This is a genomic window from Levilactobacillus angrenensis, from assembly GCF_003946085.1.
Classification (GTDB): domain Bacteria; phylum Bacillota; class Bacilli; order Lactobacillales; family Lactobacillaceae; genus Levilactobacillus; species Levilactobacillus angrenensis.
Genome location: NZ_RHOB01000022.1, coordinates 15,572 through 38,652, shown reverse-complemented (window position 1 = coordinate 38,652; position 23,081 = coordinate 15,572). Strand labels below are relative to the sequence as shown.

The 23,081-nt window shown below is 50.4% G+C and carries 22 protein-coding genes; 3 read left to right on the top strand and 19 right to left on the bottom strand.

The genetic code is table 11. The features are described 5' to 3' along the window. Positions 1 to 306 precede the first annotated feature (306 nt). From EKM83_RS11190 to EKM83_RS11110, 17 genes are all read right to left on the bottom strand, one after another. Entirely contained in the window at positions 307 to 972 is a 666-nt protein-coding gene (locus EKM83_RS11190; RefSeq protein ID WP_125577463.1) for an Ig-like domain-containing protein, read from the bottom strand. A gap of 232 nt (positions 973 to 1,204) precedes the next feature. After that, positions 1,205 to 2,839 carry a glycosyltransferase family 39 protein gene (locus tag EKM83_RS11185; protein ID WP_225418668.1) on the bottom strand — a complete coding sequence of 545 codons (1,635 nt, stop codon included), beginning with the start codon at positions 2,837 to 2,839 and terminating at the stop codon, positions 1,205 to 1,207. Positions 2,840 to 2,928: 89 nt separating this feature from the next. After that, positions 2,929 to 3,534, bottom strand: a complete 606-nt coding sequence (locus EKM83_RS11180; protein WP_125577459.1) for a hypothetical protein — start codon at positions 3,532 to 3,534, stop codon at positions 2,929 to 2,931. A 611-nt stretch (positions 3,535 to 4,145) separates the two neighbouring features. Further along, a complete protein-coding gene (locus EKM83_RS11175) occupies positions 4,146 to 4,871 on the bottom strand; it encodes a DUF1129 domain-containing protein (protein ID WP_125577458.1) in 726 nt (241 codons plus the stop codon). Between the two features lie 16 nt (positions 4,872 to 4,887). After that, a complete protein-coding gene (gene ychF / locus EKM83_RS11170; protein ID WP_125577456.1) occupies positions 4,888 to 5,988 on the bottom strand; it encodes a redox-regulated ATPase YchF in 1,101 nt (366 codons plus the stop codon). Positions 5,989 to 5,993: 5 nt separating this feature from the next. Continuing rightward, complete coding sequence (locus EKM83_RS11165) at positions 5,994 to 6,197, bottom strand: DUF951 domain-containing protein (RefSeq protein WP_011668841.1); 204 nt, start codon at positions 6,195 to 6,197, stop codon at positions 5,994 to 5,996. Between the two features lie 20 nt (positions 6,198 to 6,217). After that, on the bottom strand, positions 6,218 to 7,102 hold the full coding sequence (locus EKM83_RS11160; RefSeq protein WP_125577454.1) for a ParB/RepB/Spo0J family partition protein: 885 nt from the start codon (positions 7,100 to 7,102) through the stop codon (positions 6,218 to 6,220). Then, positions 7,092 to 7,859, bottom strand: a complete 768-nt coding sequence (locus EKM83_RS11155; RefSeq protein WP_125577452.1) for a ParA family protein — start codon at positions 7,857 to 7,859, stop codon at positions 7,092 to 7,094. Before EKM83_RS11155 ends, EKM83_RS11160 begins: the two co-directional genes overlap by 11 nt. Positions 7,860 to 7,873: 14 nt before the next feature. After that, positions 7,874 to 8,707, bottom strand: coding sequence for a nucleoid occlusion protein (noc, locus tag EKM83_RS11150; RefSeq protein ID WP_125577450.1), 834 nt, complete (start codon positions 8,705 to 8,707; stop codon positions 7,874 to 7,876). A gap of 19 nt (positions 8,708 to 8,726) precedes the next feature. Next, positions 8,727 to 9,455 carry a 16S rRNA (guanine(527)-N(7))-methyltransferase RsmG gene (gene rsmG, locus EKM83_RS11145; RefSeq protein WP_125577448.1) on the bottom strand — a complete coding sequence of 243 codons (729 nt, stop codon included), beginning with the start codon at positions 9,453 to 9,455 and terminating at the stop codon, positions 8,727 to 8,729. 683 nt (positions 9,456 to 10,138) lie between these two features. Beyond that, positions 10,139 to 11,020 carry a metallophosphoesterase family protein gene (locus EKM83_RS11140; protein WP_125577446.1) on the bottom strand — a complete coding sequence of 294 codons (882 nt, stop codon included), beginning with the start codon at positions 11,018 to 11,020 and terminating at the stop codon, positions 10,139 to 10,141. Between the two features lie 488 nt (positions 11,021 to 11,508). Beyond that, positions 11,509 to 12,423: a ribonucleoside hydrolase RihC gene (rihC, locus tag EKM83_RS11135; RefSeq protein ID WP_125577444.1), complete on the bottom strand. Its 915-nt coding sequence runs from the start codon at positions 12,421 to 12,423 to the stop codon at positions 11,509 to 11,511. A gap of 82 nt (positions 12,424 to 12,505) precedes the next feature. Next, positions 12,506 to 13,819 (bottom strand): NCS2 family permease, encoded by a 1,314-nt coding sequence (locus EKM83_RS11130; RefSeq protein WP_125577442.1) that lies wholly within the window; start codon positions 13,817 to 13,819, stop codon positions 12,506 to 12,508. Between the two features lie 229 nt (positions 13,820 to 14,048). Next, positions 14,049 to 15,308, bottom strand: coding sequence for a NupC/NupG family nucleoside CNT transporter (locus EKM83_RS11125; RefSeq protein WP_125577440.1), 1,260 nt, complete (start codon positions 15,306 to 15,308; stop codon positions 14,049 to 14,051). A 298-nt stretch (positions 15,309 to 15,606) separates the two neighbouring features. Further along, the gene (locus EKM83_RS11120; protein WP_225418667.1) at positions 15,607 to 16,434 is read right to left on the bottom strand and encodes an alkaline phosphatase family protein; all 828 of its coding nucleotides are present in this window, start codon (positions 16,432 to 16,434) and stop codon (positions 15,607 to 15,609) included. Positions 16,435 to 17,693: 1,259 nt separating this feature from the next. Continuing rightward, a complete protein-coding gene (locus EKM83_RS11115; protein ID WP_125577436.1) occupies positions 17,694 to 18,338 on the bottom strand; it encodes an SDR family oxidoreductase in 645 nt (214 codons plus the stop codon). A gap of 505 nt (positions 18,339 to 18,843) precedes the next feature. Next, positions 18,844 to 19,110 carry a hypothetical protein gene (locus tag EKM83_RS11110; RefSeq protein ID WP_125577434.1) on the bottom strand — a complete coding sequence of 89 codons (267 nt, stop codon included), beginning with the start codon at positions 19,108 to 19,110 and terminating at the stop codon, positions 18,844 to 18,846. 454 nt (positions 19,111 to 19,564) lie between these two features. On the opposite strand from EKM83_RS11110, the gene EKM83_RS11105 reads away from it, so the two are divergent. Then, positions 19,565 to 20,146 (top strand): hypothetical protein, encoded by a 582-nt coding sequence (locus EKM83_RS11105; RefSeq protein WP_125577432.1) that lies wholly within the window; start codon positions 19,565 to 19,567, stop codon positions 20,144 to 20,146. A gap of 133 nt (positions 20,147 to 20,279) precedes the next feature. After that, positions 20,280 to 20,537, top strand: a complete 258-nt coding sequence (locus EKM83_RS11100; RefSeq protein ID WP_125577430.1) for a hypothetical protein — start codon at positions 20,280 to 20,282, stop codon at positions 20,535 to 20,537. A gap of 193 nt (positions 20,538 to 20,730) precedes the next feature. On the opposite strand, the gene EKM83_RS11095 is transcribed toward EKM83_RS11100, so the two are convergent. Both EKM83_RS11095 and EKM83_RS11090 read right to left on the bottom strand, forming a co-directional pair. Beyond that, entirely contained in the window at positions 20,731 to 21,111 is a 381-nt protein-coding gene (locus EKM83_RS11095; protein WP_125577428.1) for a MarR family winged helix-turn-helix transcriptional regulator, read from the bottom strand. A 242-nt stretch (positions 21,112 to 21,353) separates the two neighbouring features. Beyond that, positions 21,354 to 22,124 carry a hypothetical protein gene (locus EKM83_RS11090; protein ID WP_125577426.1) on the bottom strand — a complete coding sequence of 257 codons (771 nt, stop codon included), beginning with the start codon at positions 22,122 to 22,124 and terminating at the stop codon, positions 21,354 to 21,356. A 305-nt stretch (positions 22,125 to 22,429) separates the two neighbouring features. Here EKM83_RS11090 and EKM83_RS11085 point away from each other — a divergent pair, with 305 nt between their 5' ends. Then, entirely contained in the window at positions 22,430 to 23,071 is a 642-nt protein-coding gene (locus tag EKM83_RS11085) for a hypothetical protein (RefSeq protein WP_125577424.1), read from the top strand. The last annotated feature ends 10 nt before the right edge of the window (positions 23,072 to 23,081 follow it).

The following is a 23,081-nucleotide window of genomic DNA, read 5'->3' as shown; positions in this document are numbered from 1 at the left end:
TAATGCTTATAACGAGAAGTCTCTGAAGCGGATCCACCGAGGCTTTAAAGGACTCCAGGACACCTTGGAAGCATCATTTATTTGAGTTAGTTACATATTATATGTACGAAGGCATTTCATTTACACAAGATTCTTGACGCTACCAAAATTAATATCACTATCCAGGCATGAGCAAATACTTTATTAAAAATATGATTAACGTATTTACTATCTTCATCTGAGAAGTTCTTCATTATTTCCCTCCTTAAACAGAAAAAAGAAAGACGTAGTTTTGTCTACGTCTTCTCAAATGCAAGAACTTTAAAATTACTTCTTAATCATGTACTTAACAGTGTAAGCCTTGTAGCCCTTTTGTGTAATAGTAAAAGTAAAGTACTTCTTGCCCTTCTTAGTGTTATTAAGCTTCTTAGCTTGCTTCTTAGTCAATTTGACACTGAACTTCCCGTTTTTCTTAACGGTAAACTTTTTGACCGTCTGGCCCTTACTATTCTTCAGAACAATCTTTGAACCCTTAACGCCCTTTTGGAATAAAATCTTCCGTGAATTCTTAGTGTAGTGCTTACGTCCGCGCATCTTCTTTGACTTTTTAACTGTCTTCTTGGTTGCTTTTTTTACAGGCTTTGTTGTCGTGGTAGCCTTCGAACTGCTCGAAGAGGAAACACTGCTTGAAGTAGAACTAGTAGCCACATTAGCTACATTATTTCCAGTAGTGACACTGCTACTTGTATTACTGCTACTTATATTACTGCTACTTATATTACTGCTACTTGTATTACCGCTACTTGTATTACCGCTACTTGTATTACCGCTACTCGTATCACTGCTACCTGTGGACCCGCTAACAGATCCAGACGTCACAGATTCATTAGTACCACTTTCCGCTTGACCCGAAATACTAGATGAAGTAGCAAAAACGCCACCCAGCGTTAAGATAGCCACAAAGCCTAAAATATAACCATACAACTTCTTCATAAAATACCTCCTAAAGTATGTAATACAATCAAATCAAACCATCTATGGTGTTGATTACATGTAAATCCTAGTTCTCTTGTAAAATACTGTCAAGGGCCACCTTATTGATGGTAGAAAATATTGTATTCGTTATCTTATGTGACAAAAAAGACAGTTTGAACGAACTGCCTTTTTGTCATATTCAGCTTCATTCTCCTAAGATAGCCAAAATTATTTTTTTCTCCCCGCCAATTCACTTCCGCTCAAACAGCCAATAACTAACGCTAACCCCTTCGAACACTTGGGTGTGGCGACCCACTGGCACGTAATTGCGGTACAACACCTTGGCCAATTTGCTAGTCCCCGGGTTCAGATTGCCGCTGGTGATGCGGCCACTGCCCCCTTGCCACTGGCGCACTGTCTTGCCAGCTGGCGTATTGAGTACGACCCACTCGACCTTGTGCTGGCGAATCTGCTCGACCTGCGAGCGCAAAATCTGGGGGTCAGCACTCTGGGAGATATTGTAATTCTGGAAGTAATAGCTGGTTGGCACCGCCCCCGACGCGGTGTAGAAGCCCATGTCGATCGACCCGTAATTTAACAACGTCAGTGGCTGTCCACTGGCCCGCATGTAATTACCGAAGTCGACCTGGGCCGGCTGTTGCGGCTGGCTGGTATTTTCCTCGGTGATGGCCTCGTTGTTCGGGAAGACCTTAGAGTTGGTCACGTTGTTATTGACGCCGAGGACCAAAAACCAGCTGATGACCAGCGCTGCCAAGACGACAAACGTGTCATCCCCCGCCGGTACGCTGAGCCGCCGGAATAACAGGTGACCAGCCAGGACGAACGGTAAGACGAAGCCGGCAAAATAAATCAATTCATAATACTGGTACACCGCTCCGGACTGGTAACCGTACAACGCCAGCATGTCGCTGCCCAGCGTTGTCAACAGGTACAATCCCCGGGTGAAATTGTGCTGGAACACCCCGGGCCAGAAGGTCACGACCAGCGTGCCCACGATGCCCAGCGTAAAGAACAACACGTTACTCAAGTAAAACTGAGAGACCAACGCCATCGACTGAATCAGGTTGGCAAAGAAGGCTACCGACGAGGTCAAGTAAACCTTGGTGTTGAACAGAATGTAGACGTTGATGAACGCCCCCAGGCTCTTGGTCGCCAGGAAATAAATCAGCCAGGGCACCGTCGTCCCAGCAAAGCCCAACGCACTCCAGCCGACCAGTTGCCCCAGCGCGCGCCACTGCCGTTTGACCAGCCGATAACCGGCCATGACCAAGTAGAACACGATCCAGGCGCCCAACAAGGTGTATTTCGACAAGAAGACGATGCCGACCAGCGCCCCTTGCGCCACATACCACCAATGACTGACGGTCAAATGCCGCCGATCGAGCAACACGATGAGGTAAATCAGCGACAGCAAAAATGGCAGCGTGAAGAATTCCACCGTGTCACCGTAATCGTAGTACGGGTGGTAGAGGAACAATGCCGGCGACAACAGCCCTGTCAATAAGGCTGGCAATTCATGGGCGTTGAACACCTTGGCAATCTGGTAGACCAGAAACATGGCCGCCACCAGCGTCGCGATTTCGTAAAGGAAAATCAGCGTGAAACTGCGGGGGCTGACCAGGTAGGCCAAGCCATGAAGCAGGTAGACGTCCGGTCCCTTCTGTTCAAAAATATCTTTATACGGCACAATGCCGTGCATCATGGCCTTGCCAACCGTGAAGAAGGCGTTGTTGTCGGGGGACGTGTCGAAATAAAAGGCCGGGGAGGTGTAGGAGCAAAACGTCATGATGAAGGCCCCCACAATCGTAAAGAGCCCGAGCACTTGAAGCTTACGTCGATGTAGCAGTAATCTAATGCGTTCCATAATGGTTGCCCCTCCCCATTAGTTTGCTTAACAATCAATCTGAATTCATAAGAAAAGACGCGGTCACCCGCGCCCTTTCATTTAAAATTTTACTTGTACAACTTAACGGTTAAATCGAAAGCCCGGTAACCCTTGGCCTTGATCCGGATGGTAAAGGACTTTGCGCCCTTAGCTAATTTCTTAGCTTCCTTCTTGGTCAACCGAATATCAAACTTACCATTCTTCTTAACCGTGAACTTCTTAACTAACTTGCCCTTCTTCGTCAGGACAGAAACGCGTTCGCCCTTGCGACCCTTTTCCAGGTAAATGACGCGGGCGTTCTTCCGGTAGTGCTTGCGAACCTTGGCCCGCTTGGACTTAGCTAAGACTTTATCCTTCGCTGGTTTTTGTGGCTTCTGTGGCTTTTGCGTGGTGATGGATGAGCTGTTGGCAGCCGATTCACTGCTATTCATGGCACTGCTGGAGTCGCCGCCAGTCATATCAATGGCACTGGAACTCACGGCACTAGATGACCCGGCTCCCGCTCCGGAATCACTGCCGCCCCGTGGGACGACCATGCCGCTGGCCACGTTACTGCCTGAACTGCCACTCGCCGCATCCGCACTACTCCCATCGGCATTAGCGGTCGTCGCAATCGCCCCGGCAAAGGTCAATGCCGCAACTAAGCCTAAAACGTACCCAAAGATTTTTTTCATAAAAAATCCTCCCCGAGAATGAAATTTTTTCGTCGAACTAGGTCTAGCTCGATTACTTGCCTGCATCATAATTCCTCCCGCAGACCGGGTCAAGCAGTGGGTTTTCACCAATCGCTCATGCAATGAAAGTGTGGCTGTAAATGGCGTCAGGCCTTAAGTTTTCGGCGTTTGTGGCAACCGTTGGGAGACGGGGATTTGTCTAAGAGGGTAAGTCACTAACTGGCCACGTCATTTCGAAATTGACCGGAAAAATCTTTTTTCATTTCGGTCAGCGGGCTAACTAAGTCCCCTGGTGCCGCGGCGTTTTGCTTGCAAACGAAAACGAACCGGCAGTCCCACTAGTTGTTGGGATTACCGGTTCGTTTGTTGTTTTATTTGTTTACTGATTGGCGAAATATTTCCGCCGGCCGTTACGCTGACCACACCAGATACGCTAAGCCGTGGGATTCTTCTTAGCGGCGATAGCCGGTTAGAAGAATGGCGTCTTTGAGACGCGGGCTTCGGCTCAAAGCGAGGGTCGAGACCGTATTTTGGCTCGACCCGTCCGCCCACCGCGTTCCAGGGCAGCTGACGCACCGCGGTAAGGCGGCCAGTTCAATCAATCTAGCAATCTACCCGAAGAACCCACCGCGGATTTGGTAAGTGCGGCGTAACCAGAACATCAGGGCGATGGAAACAACGCCGAGGATGATACTTGGCCATGGCATCAGGACTGGGTTGATGACGCTTGGCAGCATTTGTGCGGCGTAGAACAGAATCATCCAGACCAGGAACCCGAGCAGAACGAATAATGCCCGAATCCAGCCGTTGTATTTGTGCTTGACCTTGGGATCGAACAACCGCGGCATGATGGGTAAGATGAACCCCGCCACTAAGGCACTGATCGTGATGGCTGTAATCCCCACGGGTTGGCTACTGGTCATCAATTTCGGACTGAAGAGGTACATGATCCCAAACATCAAGTTGAAGATCATGAAGAACGTCAGCGCGTTGTAAATCATGTTAGGCCAGTAATTGGGACCACCAATGACGGGCGCGTCGGTCACAGGGCCGTCGACCACGTACTTGACGCGCGCGTCGATATCACCGTAAAGGTTCTTGGCCGTCTTCCCGCTCTTTTGGCCGTCGACCAATTCATTGACCATGTCTTGCACGGCCTTGGCCTTCTTTTCAGGCGTCAACTTAGTCTTGTCGAGCGCCTTGTTAAAGCGGAACATGTAGTCCGCGTTACGTTTGGTCAGCCCGACATTGTCAAAGGCTGCCCGTTCACTGGAGGCCACGGTGTTGCGGTCCTGGTGAACACCCGCATTTCGCGGCGTTTGCTTGTTATCACTCATTTATCGTGTTTCCCTTCTAAACGTTGAACCGGAATTCGACGATGTCGCCGTCTTCCATCACGTAGTCTTTCCCTTCGACCCGCAGCTTACCAGCTTCCTTGACAGCTGCTTCAGTCTTGTATTGGTCTAAATCATCAAAGGCCATGACTTCGGCACGGATGAACCCCCGTTCAAAGTCAGAGTGGATGATGCCGGCCGCTTGAGGCGCCTTGGTACCGGTCTTAAACGTCCAGGCCCGGGTTTCCTTACCCCCGGCCGTGAAGAACGTTTGCAGGCCTAAGAGGTGGTAGGACGCCCGAATCAAACGGTTCAAACCTGGCTCTTCGACACCTTCAGCTTCCAAGAAGTCTTGCTTTTCGTCATCGTCTAATTGGGCGATTTCTTCTTCGGCTTCGGCGGCCACGGCAATGGCCTCGGCGCCTTCCTTGGCGGCGTAGTCCTTGATGGTGCCAAAGTACTTGGAGTCTTCGGGGTCGGCCATGTCGTCTTCGGCAATGTTGGCCACGTACAAGACTGGCTTGGACGTCAGTAAGAACAGGCCCTTCACAATCTTCATTTCATCTTCGTCAAAGGCAATCGTCCGGACAGCACCACCGGCTTCGAGGACTGGCTTGATCTTTTCAAGAACCGCCAGCTCTGCCTTGGCTTCCTTGTCGCTCCCCTTGGCAGCGCGTTCGACCTTGGCCAGGCGCTTGTCAACGGCGGCTAAGTCGGACAGACCGAGTTCCAAATTGATGGTTTCGATATCATCGATAGGGTCGATCTTCCCGGAAACGTGGGTGATGTTGTCATCGTCAAAGGCCCGAACCACGTGCACGATGGCGTCAACTTGGCGAATGTTTTCCAGGAATTGGTTCCCGAGACCTTCACCCTTGCTGGCACCCTTAACGATGCCGGCGATGTCGGTAAATTCAAACGTCGTGGGTACCACTTTTTTGGCGGGAATTAATTCTTGAATCCGGTCCAGGCGGCTATCTGGGACTTCGACCATGCCGACGTTCGGGTCGATCGTGGCAAATGGGTAGTTGGCCATTTCGGCCCCCGCCTTCGTAATCGCGTTAAATAACGTGGACTTCCCAACGTTTGGCAGCCCAACGATCCCTGCAGTTAATGACATAACAATTATTCACTCTTTCCATTATTGGCGTCGGCCTTGACCAGCACCTTTTTTAGCTTCTTCTCAAATTCGCGGCGTGATAGCATGACCACGTGACCGCAATTGGTACACTTAATCTTAATATCCGCGCCCATTCGGGTAATCTCCCAGCGGTTGGTGCCGCACGGGTGGGGCTTTTTCATTTCGACCAAATCACCTAAATCATACATGGCGTTCCCTCCAATGTTGGCTAATCCAAGTGGATGTCTAACAGGTCTAAAATGCGGTTCAAATCAGCGTTGGACAGGTATTCGATTTCGATATGTCCTTGGTGATCTTTGTTGGCCGCCTCGTTGATGGAAACTTGCGTGCCGAAACGCTCCTGAAGTTGGTTTTCCGTGGAACGTAAGAACGGCGACTTCTTCTTGGCGGGTTTCTTGGCCAATTTCTTCGCCGCGCCATTGAGCTTGTTGACCTCGGCTTCGACGGTCCGCACCGTCATCCCCTCAGCCACCGCTTTCTTGGCTAACGCGACCAGCTTGGTCTTGTCCTTCAAGGACAGTAACGTCCGCGCTTGGCCCATGGACAGCTCATTGTGCTGCAGCATGTCCTTGACCGCTTTAGGCAAGCCTAGCAAACGCAGGTAGTTGGCGATGTACGGCCGACTCTTCCCCAGTCGTTCGGAGACCTGAGCCTGCGTCAAGGTGAGCTTGGTCATCAAGGTATCGTAGGCTTCGGCTTCTTCCAGTGGTGTCAGGTCTTCGCGTTGCAGGTTTTCCAGCACCGCGATCTCCATCATCTGTTCTTCGGTCACATCCCGGATGATGCCCGGAATCGTGGTCTTACCAGCTAATTTGGACGCCCGGAAGCGCCGTTCACCGGCTAAAATCTCGTAGCGTTCCAGCGTCTTGTCCGGTTGCCGCACGATGATGGGTTGGAAGACCCCGGTCTTTTCGATGGAAGCGGCCAGGTCATCTAGCCCCTTCTTGTCAAACTTCTGCCGTGGCTGATACGGGTTGGGCCGAATGTCAGCCAGCGTCAGATCAACGACGGTTTCTTCGGCGGTATCCACGCCATTTTCCGCAAACAGCGCGTCAATTCCCCGTCCTAAACTTTTCTCTTTCTTACTTGCCATGGGCAGCTAGCACTTCCTTTGCGAGTTCAGAGTAGACTTCAGCGCCCTTAGACTTCGGCGCATAATCAATGATTGGCATCCCGTGACTCGGCGCCTCCGCTAACTGGACGTTGCGCGGAATAATCGTGGCGTAGACCTTGTTTTGGAAATACTTCTTCACTTCTTCATTGACCTGCTTACCCAAGTTGGTCCGCGCATCATACAGCGTCAAGAGGACCCCTTCGATCTTCAGGTCACGGTTAAAGTGCTTTTGGACCAACTTGACCGTGTTCAGCAACTGCGTCAATCCTTCCAGCGCATAGTATTCACTCTGCACCGGAATCAGGATGGAGTCGGCTGCGGTAAACGCGTTGATGGTCAGCAGACCTAACGACGGCGGGCAATCGATCAAAATGTAATCGTACTGGTCACGAACCTCATCCAAGGCCGCCTTCAGTCGGGTCTCCCGCGCCATCATCGGGGTCAGCTCGATTTCGGCCCCAGAAAGCTGGATGGTCGCCGGCACGATGTCTAACCCCGGGTGTTCGGTGTGTAAAATGGCGTCTTGAATGGGAATCTCGTTGACCAGAACGTCATAGATTTCGCGTTCGATGGTCGCCTTTTGGACCCCGACCCCACTGGTGGCATTGCCTTGGGCATCGGTGTCCACCAGTAAGATGTGCTTGCCATCAGTGGCTAATGCGGCGCCTAAGTTCACGCCGGTCGTGGTCTTGCCCACGCCACCCTTCTGATTGGCTAATGCAATAATGTAACCCATATGTCGTTTCACCTCTAGCTTTCTTTGGGAATATCAATAATAATGCGGTAACCGTCCGCGGTTTCTTCTTCTTTGGTGGTGAGCGTCATGCCGGCATCGCTGACCATCTTCACCGACTTGCGAATGGTGTTGACGGCCACGCGGGTGTCGCCAGTGACGCTGTGCTTGGTCACCTTACGCCGGTGCTTCTTGGGGTGCTGGTGTTTGGCAATCAAAGCTTCGGTCTCCTTGACCGTGAGCTTCTCGGCAAGCACGGTCTGGAGGACGGTGGCCTGCTGGTCATCTGCCAGCGCTAAAAGGGCCCGACCGTGGCGTTCCGAGATTTCTCGGTTCAAAATGGCTTGGCGCACGGGTTCGCTCAGCTTCAAAAGCCGCAGCTTATTGGCCACGAACCCCTGACTCTTGCCGATGCCTTCCGCTAACTGGGCCTGCGTCATGTGATTCAGATCCATCAGCTTCTGGTAGGCGTGTGCCTCTTCCACGGCTGATAATTCTTCACGTTGCAGGTTTTCAATCAGCGCCATGGACGCCGTCTCGTCGTCATCCATCTTTTCCAAAATGGCAGGGACCGTGTCCCATTTCAGACTAGAAACGGCCCGAAACCGCCGCTCACCGGCAATAATTTCGTAATGGTCGGGCTCGTACTCCCGCAACACAATGGGCTGCAGTAAGCCGTGCTCCTGAATGGTCTGCGCCAGTTCGGCGATCGCCGTCTGGTCAAACCGTTGCCGTGGCTGGAACCGGTTCGGAATGATCTGGGCGACCGGAATCATCACCACGTTTTGTTTCACGGGATGGGCCGGATGCGTGGCCTTCTCCCGGTTATTTCCAAATAATGAAAATGGCAATTATCTTACCCCCATCCCATTAATCTTCTAACGGCTCCCGGTTAGGTGTCCCGGCCTTCCGCGGATAACGCTTGGGTGTGTGCTTGACCTTATCAATGACCACGATGTGTCGCGGATCATTAGACTGTGGCAGGTTGAAGGCGTAATCGGCATTCAACTTGCCGCCCAGCGTCGTAATCGCCGTTTGGCTGACAGCGAGCTCATTTTCCGTTTGGGCCGCTTTCAAGGCGACAAACTGCCCGCCAACTTTTACCAGTGGCAAGCACAGTTCGCTCAAGACGGACATCCGCGCTACCGCCCGCGCCGTGACCAAATCAAAGTCTTCGCGGTATTCGGCCCGCTTGTTGCCAAATTCTTCGGCCCGGGCATGATGAAAGGCCACGCCAGTCAAATTCAGCTTGGCTGCCAGTTCATTTAAAAACGTGATCCGCTTGTTCAGGGAATCCACGATGGTCACCTGGAGCTGCGGGAAGACGATTTTCAAGGGCAACGATGGGAAGCCGGCGCCAGCACCCACGTCACACAACGTGAGCGGTTCCGTCTTCATTGCCGGCACGTAAAAAGCGGGGGTCAACGAGTCATAAAAATGCTTCAGGTAGACCTCGGGCTCCGCCGTAATTGTCGTTAAATTCACGTGTTCGTTCGTTGCCACCAAGAACTGATAGTAGTCAGCAAATTGTTGTTGCTGTGTTGCATTTAATTCGATACCTTGCGCCGACAGCGCGGCACGAAATTCTTCAGGATTCATTCAATTTCTCCCTGTTCAGTTCTTCTGTGAAACACAATTGTTTCACGTTTGAGTATACTTTACCTTACTTACGGGCGAAACGCAACCGAACCGACATGGCCAATTGCCCCTCGCCCTAGCGTCGTTACCTATTATACCGAAAATCGCCGTCACATGAAACGTCTATTGGGAAACATTCCGGGATTGTTGTGGGGCTGAGGGCTAGACTAGACTTCCCGCCTTACCAGCCGGCAACTATGGGCTGGAACGCAGTGGGTAGCTGGTGAGAACTGACCGCCTGCCGCTGGTGAGAACTGACCGCCTGCCGCTGGTGAGAACTGACCGCCTGCCGTTACGCGAAATTCTAGACTGGAACGCTGGGGAAGGACGCCCCGAGCCATAGCCCGGTCTCGGCGCTTGCTTTGAGCCAGAAAGTCACTGTCTCAAAGTCACCAATTTACCAGCATAGCCCACTGGCAAATTCCCTGGCTGAGCCTAGATTTCGCTTCACTCTCGGCTCAGATAGCAATTACAGCCAACTCCCCTGCTTCCCCATCACTAAACTCATTTCACCAGGTAATCACTAAGCCATTCAGCTAACCACCAAATAAAGTGGTTGTCAGGCCAATGATTAACCCCACCTGTCACTAGACAACAAAACAGACACGGCCTCGCTAAACTCACGATGACTGTGTCTGTTGGATTTAAATTAAAGGTAAGCCGTTACCCATGCGCCGTTGAGGATTCAGCCGTGGTCGGTGCTTGGCAAAGCCGGTGTTGCCGACCGTGATGGTGTCGATGACCGGCTGGCCTAGTAACAGCGGATGATTGGTCACACTGGCCATCCCCCGCTGAATCGTAATCACATTGTAGCTGGTCGCGTCATGAACCTCATGGCGGTGGGGATCCTGGCAGTCGATATAGGTCGACGCCGACGCCACCGTCGTGACCGGGATGGTCGTGTCGACCAGGTAGCTGGCGCCAAAGTGCAGGTGCCCCGTGAAAATGCCCCCGATATTGTGGCCGTGCAGGATGGCCAGTAGCTCGCGATTATTTTGTAATAAGGCGTAGCGCATCCCCCGCAGAGCCGGCGCATCTAGCGGATGATGGAGAAATAAGAAGGCTCGCCGCCGGGGCGCAAGGTGGAGATTTTTATTGAGCCAGTCCAGTTGCTTCCGGTCCAACCACCCCGCCTCCTTGTGGGCCTCCCACTTGGAATCCAGGAAGTAAAAGTCCATGTTCTGGTAGACCTGTTTGTAGGCGTAGTAAGGCTGGTGTGGCTCCTCCAAATAGCCTTCGTTAAAGGCTTCGCGGTCATCCTGGTCACCCAAAATGACTTGAATCGGTGCCCGCAACCGGGCCGACTGTTGCCGTAAGTATTGCCGCAATTGCTGGTAGTCCTGGCTAGTTCCGGCCGTCAGCAAGTCTCCGCTAATAACGATTAGGTCTGGCGCAACTTGCCGCTCTAAAATATCATCAAAAATGTGTTGTAGCTTGGTTGCTGGCGGTAATTGCTGGTGGTACTGTGGCGCCCGCCCCGCCGATAATTGTGGATCCGATAAATGAACGATTGTGAATTTATTCATACCCCCGTGGCCCCCATCAATAAAGAAAGTCGCAACCACCGGGACACCACCCGGTAACAGTCCCCGACTATCACTAAGTTAGGTCTAGCATACCGAATTGATGTAAATATTTGATGTCATCCATGTCAACATCTTGTAAAATTTCTGCCACTGGTGAGCAAGCCTTCAGACCCCAGCCGCGAGCCAAAAAAATTGCCACGGAGAGGGGCGTCCTCCGCAGCAATTTTTCACAGCCACCAGTCAAGGGTGCTTGGGTTTTCGGGCAAAGAACAGCATCGGCAGCCACGTGACGACCAATAAGATTAAGGTATCCATATCCATCGTAGACATCTGATCAGCCTCTTCCCTGATTTTTCTCTAGCATAGCAGAGGCATGTAACGTTTCTGTATGGAATACCTACCCGTTTGTGTAAAATTTCTTTTGGCCGCGATTTTTTCTCGCCAGCAAAAAAGAGACCCCCAAATGAGAGTCTCTTTCAGTCGTAAGTTTAGTTCTTGATTGCCCGAACTTCTTCGAGGAACCACTTGTTGAAGGCGTCAGCATCGATATCAGTCGAGACCTTAGCGTTGGTCTTGCCATCGTGGTAAGCCCCGCGGATGTCGCCAACCGTTTCCCCAATAGCTGGGCCATCGGTGACAACGTCGATCCACATGTCTTCCGTCTTGATGGCTTCTGGGTGCAAGAGATAGAAGATGGTGTTCACATCATGCATGGCGATACCCTTATCGCTGTTGTCACCATCGTTAACGATGATGTCATGCAGCATCTTCCCAGTTTCGCTGATCTTTGGCAATTCTTCAATGCTTTCGTGCGTCAGCAAAGCCTTCATGGTAATGTCCAAGCCAACCATGACAATCGGAATCCCAGACTTGTAAACGATAGCGGCAGCATCTGGGTCGGTGAAGACGTTAAATTCAGCGGCACTGGTCATGTTCCCCTTGCCCAGGGCACCACCCATGGCAACGATCCGGTCGATGTGGCTCTTTACTTCTGGGTATTCAGAGAAGAGCAACGCAATGTTGGTGTATGAACCGGTTGGGACCAAGGTGATTGGATCTGGACTAGCCATGATTTCATCATGTAAGGCTTCTACGGCCGTCTTGTGTAATGGCTTTGGTAAGTCGGTTGGGAATTCATAGCCCGGCATCCCGGAAGCCCCGTGAATCCGAGCAGCGTCTTCAAAGTCCTTGAACAATGGTTGTTCAGCACCCGCAGCAACTGGGATGTCTTGGTTAAAGAACCGCACGATCTTCAAGGCGTTGATGGTGGTCTTGTCAACCGTTACGTTACCGGCAACCGTCGTGATCAACTTCAAGTCGATCTTGGGGTCGTTGATCGCCATGGTCAAAGCAGCTGCATCATCAATACCTGGGTCAGTATCCATAAGAATTTTAATTGTCATAATAAATATCCTCCTAAATGAATTCGTTTTCGTTTAGCGGCGGGCACGACCCGCCGCTAGTAAAACTCTTTGTGACATTTTGCTAGAGCATCGCACTGAAGATGAGGTCTAGCAAGAATAACACGCCTAACAAGTAGACTGGCCAGGAAAGTTCTTTGCCCTTCCCCAAAGCCAATTTCATAACTGGGTAGCACACGAAACCAAAGGCTAACCCAGTGGAGATACTGTTGGTGAATGGAATCAGCACGATAATCAAGAAGGCTGGGAACCATTCAGAGAAGTCGGCCATCTTAATTCCGCCGATGGCTGCCATCATCAAGGCCCCAGTGATAATAATCACGGGCGCAATGGCGGCGGACGGAACGTAGGCCAACAGTGGCACGAAGATCAGTGACAGTGCGAACAGGACGGCGGCAGTCAATGCCATGATCCCGGTCCGGCCCCCACTTTCAATCCCCGAGGCACTTTCGGCGGCAGCCACAGTCGGACTCGTGCCCAGAAAACTGGACAGGAAGGTCGTCACGGAGCTACCTTCAAACGTCTTCTTGAACTTCTTGTGGTTGGGCAATAACCCCTGTAGCAGGCCCATGGATTCAAAGACCAAAATCATGGTCATCGAAAAGGCCGCTAGAATAAAGGGCGTGCTCAGCCAGTGACTGAAGTCGTTTTGGAAGACGATTTTGTGATACTGTCCTAACCGCGCCAAATCAACGGTTGGGGTGTCGGCATCCTTCACACCACAGAAGAAGGCCAGCAGGCTAGTGGCGATAATGGCGATGAAGAAGTTCCCTTTGATCTTGCGAATGTACAAGATCAGGCTGAGGACTAAGCCAAACAGTGCCAGTAACGGCGTGGGTTTGGTCAAATCCCCCAACACAATCAGCGATGACTTCCCGGCCACGATCAGGCCCGCTTTTTCCAGGCCGATTTCGACCAGGAAGAGCCCAATGCCGGCGGTAATCCCACTCTTCAGCGAATCCGGTATGGCTTCGGAGAGAATCGTGGAAATCTTGGTGAAAGCAATTAACATGTAAATAAAACTGGCGACCGCAGCGATTCCTAAGGCTTCTTGCCAGCTCAGCCCCATGTTCACGACAATGGTATACGTGAAGAAGGCGTTGACCCCCATCCCTGGGGTGAGAATGACTGGTGCGTTGGCCCACAGGCCCATGATCAGACACCCAATCACCGACGAGAAAATGGTGGCGAAGACGCTGAGGTCAGTTGGAATGCCCGCATCTTTTAAAATCAGCGGGTTAACAATGATGATGTACGAGATGGCGAAAAAGCCAGTCACACCAGCAATCAGTTCGTTGCGGACGACATCCTTATGCCGCAGGGCTTCGCGTAACGTTAAGTTATTGGCGACATCCACCTGCGATTGTAGCTTACTCATAAAAATCCCTATCTTTCGGTACGTCAGTTCGCGACATACAGACTTCCCGGGCTTTGCAACCGGATGGTCTCACGCACCCGGCTGGGTTTCACTCTCCGATTAGAGAGGTCGGCACCCGTTTCGGACTGGCCAGGTTGAATCCCGTCAGTCGTAAGTGACACAGATAGCCCAGGAACAGAAGGCCCCTGGGCTATTGCGTCAGCCCCATACGCAATGAGGCGTTATTTTTTTACCAAACGAAGAGACCAACAATTCCGGCTGATAGCAAGGAAACCAGGATCCCGGAAAGTAACATGTAACCAACGTTCTTAGAGATAAGTTCGTTGTTTTCACGGTCAACGATCCCCTTGAAACAACCGATAATCATCCCAGTAGTTGAGAAGTTAGCGAATGAAGTCAAGAAGACAGTTAAGATGGCCCGGTAGTGGTCAGAGAAGGCACCCGTGTTAATGGTTGAAGAAATCTTACCCATAACAACGAATTCGTTCGTAACTAACTTCGTCCCCATGTATTGGGCGAATTGGAAGGCGTCTGAAACGTTCAGACCCATTAACCATGCAAATGGGAACATGATGATCCCTAAGATGTGTTCCAAAGATAACCATGGGTTGAATAAACCAAGCAACTTGTCGATCAAGGCAGCTAAGGCAACGAAAGCGATAACGTTAGCGGCAATGATCAAGATCAGACGACCGGCACCCAAGATAGAGTCACCCAAGAAGGAGAAGAAGGCTTCCTTCTTGCCATCGTCTTCAACGTCGCCTTCTTCAGCGGCAGCAGTGTTGGACCCACCGATTTTGGCGATGGTATCTTCTTCTGGGGCCACTTCAACAGGGTTCAACATGTTGGTAACGATGATGGCGTTCAAGATGTTGATTGGAACGGCCGTCAAAACAAATTGACCAGGAACCATTTGGGTATATGCACCCAGAATGGAGGCAGTGATACATGACATGGACATCATGGCAAGGGTCAAGTTACGTTCCTTACGCATGCTCTTTAATTGTAATTGAGAAACGGCTAAGGCTTCAGTGTTCCCTAAGAACATCATTTCAACAGAGAAGAAAGATTCGAACTTAGGTTGACCGGTAATGTAGGAAAGGCCACGACCAACCCACTTGATGATCCAAGGCAATACCCCGATGTAAGTCAAGATATCGAACATTGGCACAACTAATAAGATTGGCAGCAATGAACTCGTAACGAAGTTCATTGACTTGGCAGTCCCACCGAATTCTGGAGTAACCCAGTTAGGTAAGGCGAAGACAATCCCTTGGTAAGCCACTTGGACTAACCAGTTGAACCCATCGGCAGCACCCTTAACGATGTCTTGCCCGATGGAGAAACTCGTGAAGAACCAAGCCAAAACCAAGTTAAGCACTAAAACGATCCCGGTTGACTTCCAGTTGATCTTTTTCTTGTTCTTGGAGAACAAGAATGCGATTGCGAGGTAAACAATTACCCCTAAAATATTGACTGCGACTAGCATTGGTCAAAATACCTCTTTCCGATATTATTCTTTGATGTATGGACGTTTGCCATACAAAAGTTGACACGATGTGGCTGCAGAAATTATGTAACGCATCATAAAACGCATAACTTCTGTTACGAACGAACGATAACCCCGTCGCAACAGTTGGATTTCAGTTAGAGACCATTAAATGGTGAAATTAACGGTGAATAATATCTGATACAAGTGATGTCTAACTGACCTTTGCAACCCAACTGTTGTGCAGCAGGTCTTGGTACCTTCTCACCTCCCTTCAAGGTTCGTTCGATTTAAATATTTATTGCGTGATTTCATTTAAAAAACTATGTCCGGCGGTGTGACTCGCCAAACCGAAATTCTCTAAGACAGTGGCGCCGACATCTGCCAGCGTCCGCCGAATGCCGAGCGCGTGAACGCTGGGCCGCGACGGTGAATAGGCCAACAGCGGCAAATATTCGCGCGTCGGGGTGACGTCGCTAGCCGGATCATCGGCGTGTGTCGCCGTGATCAGCAACAAGTCGTTGGCCTCCAAGTCATGTTGGAATTGAGCCAAATACTTGTCAGCGGCCACCAGCGCCTCGCCAAAGGCTTGATTGTCTTGTTGCTCACCAGCGAACCGGAAGTCCGGTAACATCGCGTAGGTGAGCCCTGACGCCTTTTGGTTCAACTGTTCAAAGAGCACCCGAAACGCATCTTGGTTACTGCCAACTTGATGGCGTTGCGCCACGCTTTGCGTTTGGAGGTAGCTTTGAAATGGTCCGGCCAAGGTCACGGTGTACCCAGCAGCCGGCAACGTCGCAAAGACGGTCTGCGTGCTGTTGGCGCCTTGATAGTCCCACATCTCGCGGAGGCCCGTTGCCCGGCGGTTGCCTTGGGCTTGCACGTGCAAGCGGCCAAAGAAGCCAACCGGATGATCAACGGGGGCAATCCCAGCGAGGGGGTGGTCAACCCGAATGTTTCCGAGTCCTAACCGTTGTAATGTTGGGAGGTTTAGTTTACCCGTCCAACTAACCGCAACATGGCCTAGCGTATCAGCGCCGACCGATTGAAAGCGGTTTGCGTCCGGGGCTTCCCCCAGTCCCAAGCCAGCAAAATCAATCACAAAAATGCGATGAAAGGCCACCATTTCTCACTCCTTAGGTCAATCCTTGGTCAAAGTCTCTCCCAGGATTTTTTCGGTCTAGTAATAATATACCTTTTCCCAAGCGCCCTGTAAATGGTCGATTTAAGAAAATCGTATAAAGCCTATTTCCGAACATTATGACACTTAACCAGTGGCGGGAACCGGTCTATTCGGGGGCTAGCCGAACGACCGGTGATTTTTGCTAAAAGGATTTACCTTTAACACTTTCCCTAGTTTTCAAAGAACAAAAAGAAGCTAGGCCGCTCGCCTGTATGTCGAGGGCACTCCTATGTTGCGAAGTGATACCAGTATAACTAAAACCGTAAAATCTGAGGTACCCGAACTTCCTGCCTTTCTGAGCATAAAAAACGGGCTTCAAGTTGGGTGTTAATCAATCACTTGAAGTCCGCTAACTCTCGGAAAGGAGGTTGTGATCACTACTAAATTTCCGTTTCGTAATCATTGTAATTCTTAATCGCCTCATAACTAAAATTCTCGTCGAGCGGCCGCAGCCAATCAAATCAATTTTTGGATTAGTTTCTGGCTACCGTTTCAACGTCTTACCAGTGGAACTTAATTCCCTCATTACTAACACAAGACACGCTTTAACGATTCTTCTTAAAATCCTTGCATGACCCTTGCTATCGTAACATCCGAGCTCTAGCTACTACCTGGAACTGTTTACAAGTCTTTAAACATCTACGCTTAACTAACAAGCATTAAGTCTTAGACACTATTCAATTTTCAGTGGAACTTCTGTGAAACTAAAACCTGGATCTGCCAGAGTTCGTTAGAAGGTTTACCGGAGTTGTCATCTATCTTTCAGTATCTCGGAGCTACTTCTTAAAACCTGTCTCACGTCAAAACGGAAATCGGTTTCTTGAAACACGGTACTTAAAGCATCTGGAACATCACAACTCTTAATTCCTTTCCGCATCATCATAGTATCATAGGCTGTAAGCGTTTGCAACAAAAACACACTATTTTTTGTTCATTTTCGCACAAAACTGGTTAAAAAAATACCGTTGACCGCAGTCAACAGTATTTCCGCAACGTATGAATCAATTCCCGGCAAAATCCATGGGTTCTTGTTTGGAGGAAAAGTTTCACAGAATGAGCTTAGCAAATTGATTCCAAATTAATAAGTGATTCTCGGTCGTGCGGAGCTCTTCTCAACGCACACTTTAGTTATACCGCGAATCGCCATGGATTGCACCTTTTTTGAATCGCAATTTTATTCGGTCGCTGCATAAAGCCTAGTCCTACTTGACCCACTCTGGTTTGTCGCCGTCCGTGTTGGGCTTGTTAACGCCCAAGGATTCGTGAATCGCCTGCGTTGGGTCAGCCACTAATTTGGCAACCAGCGCCGCGATACTCTTGCGAGAAACCTCGGTCCCCTTGAACGGTTCGCCCTTCTGGGTCGTCTCGTAGGCCACCTCGTCTTTGTTGGAGAGCCAAGCGGGCCGCACGATGGTGTAATCCAGGTCAGAGTCCTCGATGACCTTGGCCGCAGCGGCGTAAGTCTGAAGATAACCGCCATCTAGCATCTGGTGATTCCATTTGCCAAAGGCTCCTGGCACTTCATCGTAAATGCCCAGCGTGGAAATCCAAATCAGCCGCTTGACACCACTGGCGTGCATCGCGGCGACGACAGCCTTGGCCTCGTCTTCGATGTTGCTACCGGCTAAATTGGCGTATACAACGTCGCTACCGGCCATGGCAGCGGTCAAATCGGCTTCCTGGGCCGCGTCACCATCAACTACCTTGACCCGGTCGCCCGCCGCAGCCGCTAAGCGCTGACTGTTACGGAGAAATAAGGTCAGGTGGTTGTTGGGATCAGCCAGCAATTGGGTCGTGGCCAGCTTGGCAATCTTTCCGTTCGCACCTAAAACTAATACATTCGTCATCTGAAGAACCCCTTTTCATTTTTGTTTACGATTATACTGTAATACTCACAGTTACACTTAGCAAGTCAAAGGGTCTGAAGTTTATTGTTCTACTCATCAAGGTCCGTGCTGATTGCCTTACCGTTACGCTGCAATAGCGGCACCAAAGCTAAAATCAGTTAAGCTTAATCAAAACTAACATTATGTTGTCTAATAACTGGTCGATGGTTACCAGATAATCCTCCCTTCACCAAGACGGACGACCATAGCCGTGAGTGAAGCGAAATCTAGGATCAGCCGGGGAATTTAGTAGCGGCTTTTGCTACTAAATTGGTGATTTTGAGACGTGGGTTTCGGCTAAAAACAAGCCCTGAGACAGGTCCTCAGGCTCAGGGCGTTCTCCCCCAGCGTTCCAGCCTAGACTTTCGCGTAACGGTAAGGCGGTCAGCCACAATGTGAAAACGACAAAAAAAGACCATGGCCCAATGCCATAGTCCTGCTGTTTACGCTAATTTTCTCCAGTCGCTTAGATCAACATCAACGTGACGCCCTTAATAGGGGTCAAGCTGTCGCCGAGGTCGCCGAAGACCAGTTCTTTTTTAAAAACTGCTTGGTCTAATTCAGTTAAGTTCGTGTTCTTAATGGTCAGATGATAACGGCCATGCCGATCGCGCTTTAATTCATAGTTCACGAATTCTTGTTCAGGGGCGTAGTCAGCGAAACGAACGGCGTAAACGCCAAGCTGGTGAGAAACCACTAGCCGAATTCCGTTTTCATCTCTAAAGATATGCAAAATGTGTTCACTCCTATATTGATTAGAACTTCAGCTGCCGCAAGGATGGAAAACAAAAAGGAAGAGCCGCCACCGCGTCCCCTCCTTCGATATCGTCATTCGCTCAATCAAAGATTTTGGAAACCCGCCGCGACTTATTTCGACAATCACGGTCCTTAAACCAATGATCAACCGCCATGCGCACAGTGATGTTAGCCTGGCCAAACCACGTCCAGTTTGGTATCACCAGATAATTCCTCTATGTATCTTGATTGTACCATACTTACCTTGAAAAGATTAGTTTCCGACGAAATAACCTGACGAGAGCCCCTACTGCAAGGGAAACGGGGCATTATTTTCCACCAATTTCCGCCAATCCCTTGCTAGTCAGGGGGTAAAATGCTTCAATGATTAGTAACAGCGTCGTTTAATCATTGTTGGTTGCGGCCAATCAGAGACATACGGAGGCACTGAAATGGCAAATAAAAAAAACAGTCAAGCTGCTAAGATTCGGCAGCAAATCATTGCGTGGTTGCAAGACGACCAGCAAGCAGAGGTGATCTCGGCGGAAAAGTTCCCCGGATTACGCGGCATTCGGGCCGTCAAGTTGCGGCAGATGTTGGGCGATTTGGGCTACAAGTCTTCCGTTGTGATGGGCGCCATTTCGGCCGCACCGTCCGTGGACGAACGTATCAAGAAAGCCGCCGTGAAGCCACGGGAAGTTTATTATTATTTCGATGCCGACGAGGCCGCTACCGAACCCGCACCGGCTGCCCCCACTTCGAGTGCGGCGGTGACGGTTGCCCCAGCGACACCGCGGTTCAGCCAACCGGCGCCAGGACTGGCTGGCACGCCTGCATTTGCGCAGGTGGTCGCAACCAATCAACACGTGAGCCAAGCCATCGACGACCTGCTGGCGGCGGCCCAACAACAGCGGCCCTTGAGTGAACTAGAACTGAACTTTTTGACGGATTTCTCTGCTCAAGTCGCCAAACAAAGTGAATTACTCCAAAACTTCGCGACCCAATCTAAAATCGATCAACTGCGCCGCGGTTAGTAAATTAGTCAGTCGTTACCTAAGGGTTTTCCCCAGTATTTGCGCAAATCCGGCCGTTTTGTCGGAAAGTTCTTGACTTTTAGTCATCCAACCCTTACTCTGTTATAAATTACTTTTATGGGGGACGACGCCAATGGCTTTACATGAAGAAAATCGCGTATTTTGTGAAAAAACGGAACTTTTCTCCGACGCTTTCTACGGGACGATCACCAAGATCTACGAACATTCTGCACTGGTGAAGGTTGAACCTAACCAACTCTCCAAGAAGGAAACGGACAAAATCGATTCTTTCGGCGACCTGGTCGTGATTCGACTGAGCGAATTACAACTGGTCGACGCAGCGGGCAAGCCGCTCAAGGAACCGGCTGAAGAATTAGAAGCAGCTGAATAGTATCGACGAAGACTGGGCGTCATTTCCCAGTCTTTTTTTGTTAGGTTGGCATAGGATACCATGGTGGCGGCGGTTCGCCAAGTCTTTTCGTTTTAACCCACCAATCAGTCAATGGCTGACCAACTGATGGGGCAAGCTATTTTCGAGCGCGCAAAAAGGAATGGGCCGCTAATCACACCCATTCCTTTGGTCATCACTTTAAAATCTCAGCCAACTGTTGCATCAAGACAGGCAATTCAGCTGCCAAGGATTCATTCACGTGCTCCTCAATCTTCCGGCCCCGCGCCGTAACTTGGAACACGTGATACCGCCGATCAGTCGGCAATGTTTCATCTTGAATGTAACCGCCGTTTAACAAGCGGCTAATCTGAATCGACACCATGGACTGGCCAACGTTTAGCCGGCGGGATAACTCACTGGTGCTGACCTTTTCTGTTACCAATTCGTGCAAAATCCGATATTGTTCAAACGTGAGGGCATCCCCGCTACTTGGTCGTTTAATGAACGGTCGTAACAGCGAGTTCAACTGGTGAATTCGCTGAACGTCCTCAGCTAATTTGTGCGCTTCAATCATGACTCTCTTCCTCCTCGTGACTGCCAGCGGCTTATGCTCCACTGGCAAGCCCTAACATAGTCCTCGTTCGAAATAATTCGTTAGTGGCCAAAAAGGTTGACCCCTAACGCATCTCTTCTAACTATACTAGCATAAATGACTGACTATATTATAAACAAATCACATCTTAGCTAAAATTCATTATAAATTTGATTGTATTTAGTTGTCATTAACCCCTGTCACTCCCCGTCATAACAGTTGTTTCAGCGTTCGTCGGTCAAATGCCACGAACGCGGGTCACAGACAGAAATTTCTCGTAGCAACTGCGCGATATCATTCAAGCCCATCTGATAGCCGGTCTTCTTGAACGCCGCCCATAAGAGTTGCTGGTCGCGGTAAACCGGATAGGCCAGTAAGGTCTGATCGAAAGTCCGGCCATAGACCAGGTCGTTTTGGCTATCCGCCAGGTGCCGACGCTGTTGCTCAAAGTTTTGTAGCGTCTGCACTTCATCCAGCTTTTTGCGTAACCGCGTGGCCGTGTCGTGAAAAATTGCCACTACCCCATTGGTCAGCACCACCTGAACGCGACCGGTCCCGGCAGATCTGACCGTCCGGACCGCCTGACCGCCAACCCAGCTGACGTTGTTTCCCCGTAGCGGTCGTTCCGTGGAGACCAACATGGTCGGCCCAATCACAAAGGGAATGGGCCCACTCAACTTCAGATAACCCAACTCAGTCTTCATGTCCCGCCAACTGATGGCACTGACATTGCTGAGCTCTGTCAGCAATTCGTTGGGGGACGCCTGCGTGCGGTAGAAACCCTCACTGGCCGTCCAAATGACGGTGTCTGTTTCCTGATTCTCCGTGCGAAAATTCTTGATGAACAGAATCGTGGACCAATCGACTTCTAGCGGATGGTCGTGAGCAACCCGCGTCACATCACTCGGCCGTAACTGTGTCAGGTCAATCTTATTTTCACGGGTGACGCGTGCTTGAAGTTCAGGTGTCAAACCTTCCCAATAAATTTCAACCATAGTAATTCACCGAGGGATTATTTCAGCGGCGTTGCTACCTGGGTTTCTCTTGACCCGGCTATAGATTCTCACAAAACACGAATAATAGCAAGAAAGATGCATTGGTAGATCCTTTTTATAAATGCTGTTATATCGGAAAGAGTACGCGGATTAAGTGTTTCGGGGGACAATTATTCTTTCTGGATAACTCGAACTATAATTATTTTTATATCGTATTTATTCGGATATTCTCACGATTCTTTCACGTGTGTGCCATAAAAGGTTGGTATACTGGGCAAAGATGATAAAGGAGGAGTTCGATGATCATGACACGGCACAGTTTGGGCGTTGTTTTAACGCAAATCCGCTTAATTCTCGCAGACGGCGCAACGGCCGCAGAAGTCTTGCGTGACGCGGATGTGCCGGCTTGGTACCTGTCCGAACTGGAACGAGATAATATTGTGCGGCCCAACGATGATTTGTTAACGTTGATTTGCCAAGCTTACGAACTGAGCGTTCAAACTGTCTGGCAGCTGTGCCAGGTCACCCACCTCAAGTCGGCACTGGTTGAAATCGTCCGCGCCCGTGACAACGAGCTGGCCACCCGTCGCCGTCAATGCGGCATGAACTGGCCCGACAGCGCCACCGCAGACCCTGTCGTCCAGATGAGCGATCCCGCTGCCAACCACAGCTACGCCGATATTTTGCGTTGTGTGCGTCAACGCATCGAATGGAATTCTGTCCTGGCGTCTGCCGTTTACTACCGGGTCTCCCCGATGGCATACTGGCAAATGGAGGCCGCTCAAATCGCCCTGACCCCTGAGGTCAAACAACTTTTGTGCTACCGACTAGAAAGCGACGACTTAACGCCGTTTATTTACGCTGATGATTTGTACACGGCCGTTTGCCAACACCTGGACCTCTGCAAGAAGAGTCTACCGGTCCAGTTGCGGTTGCCCGGTTGTTAGATTTTTCGCG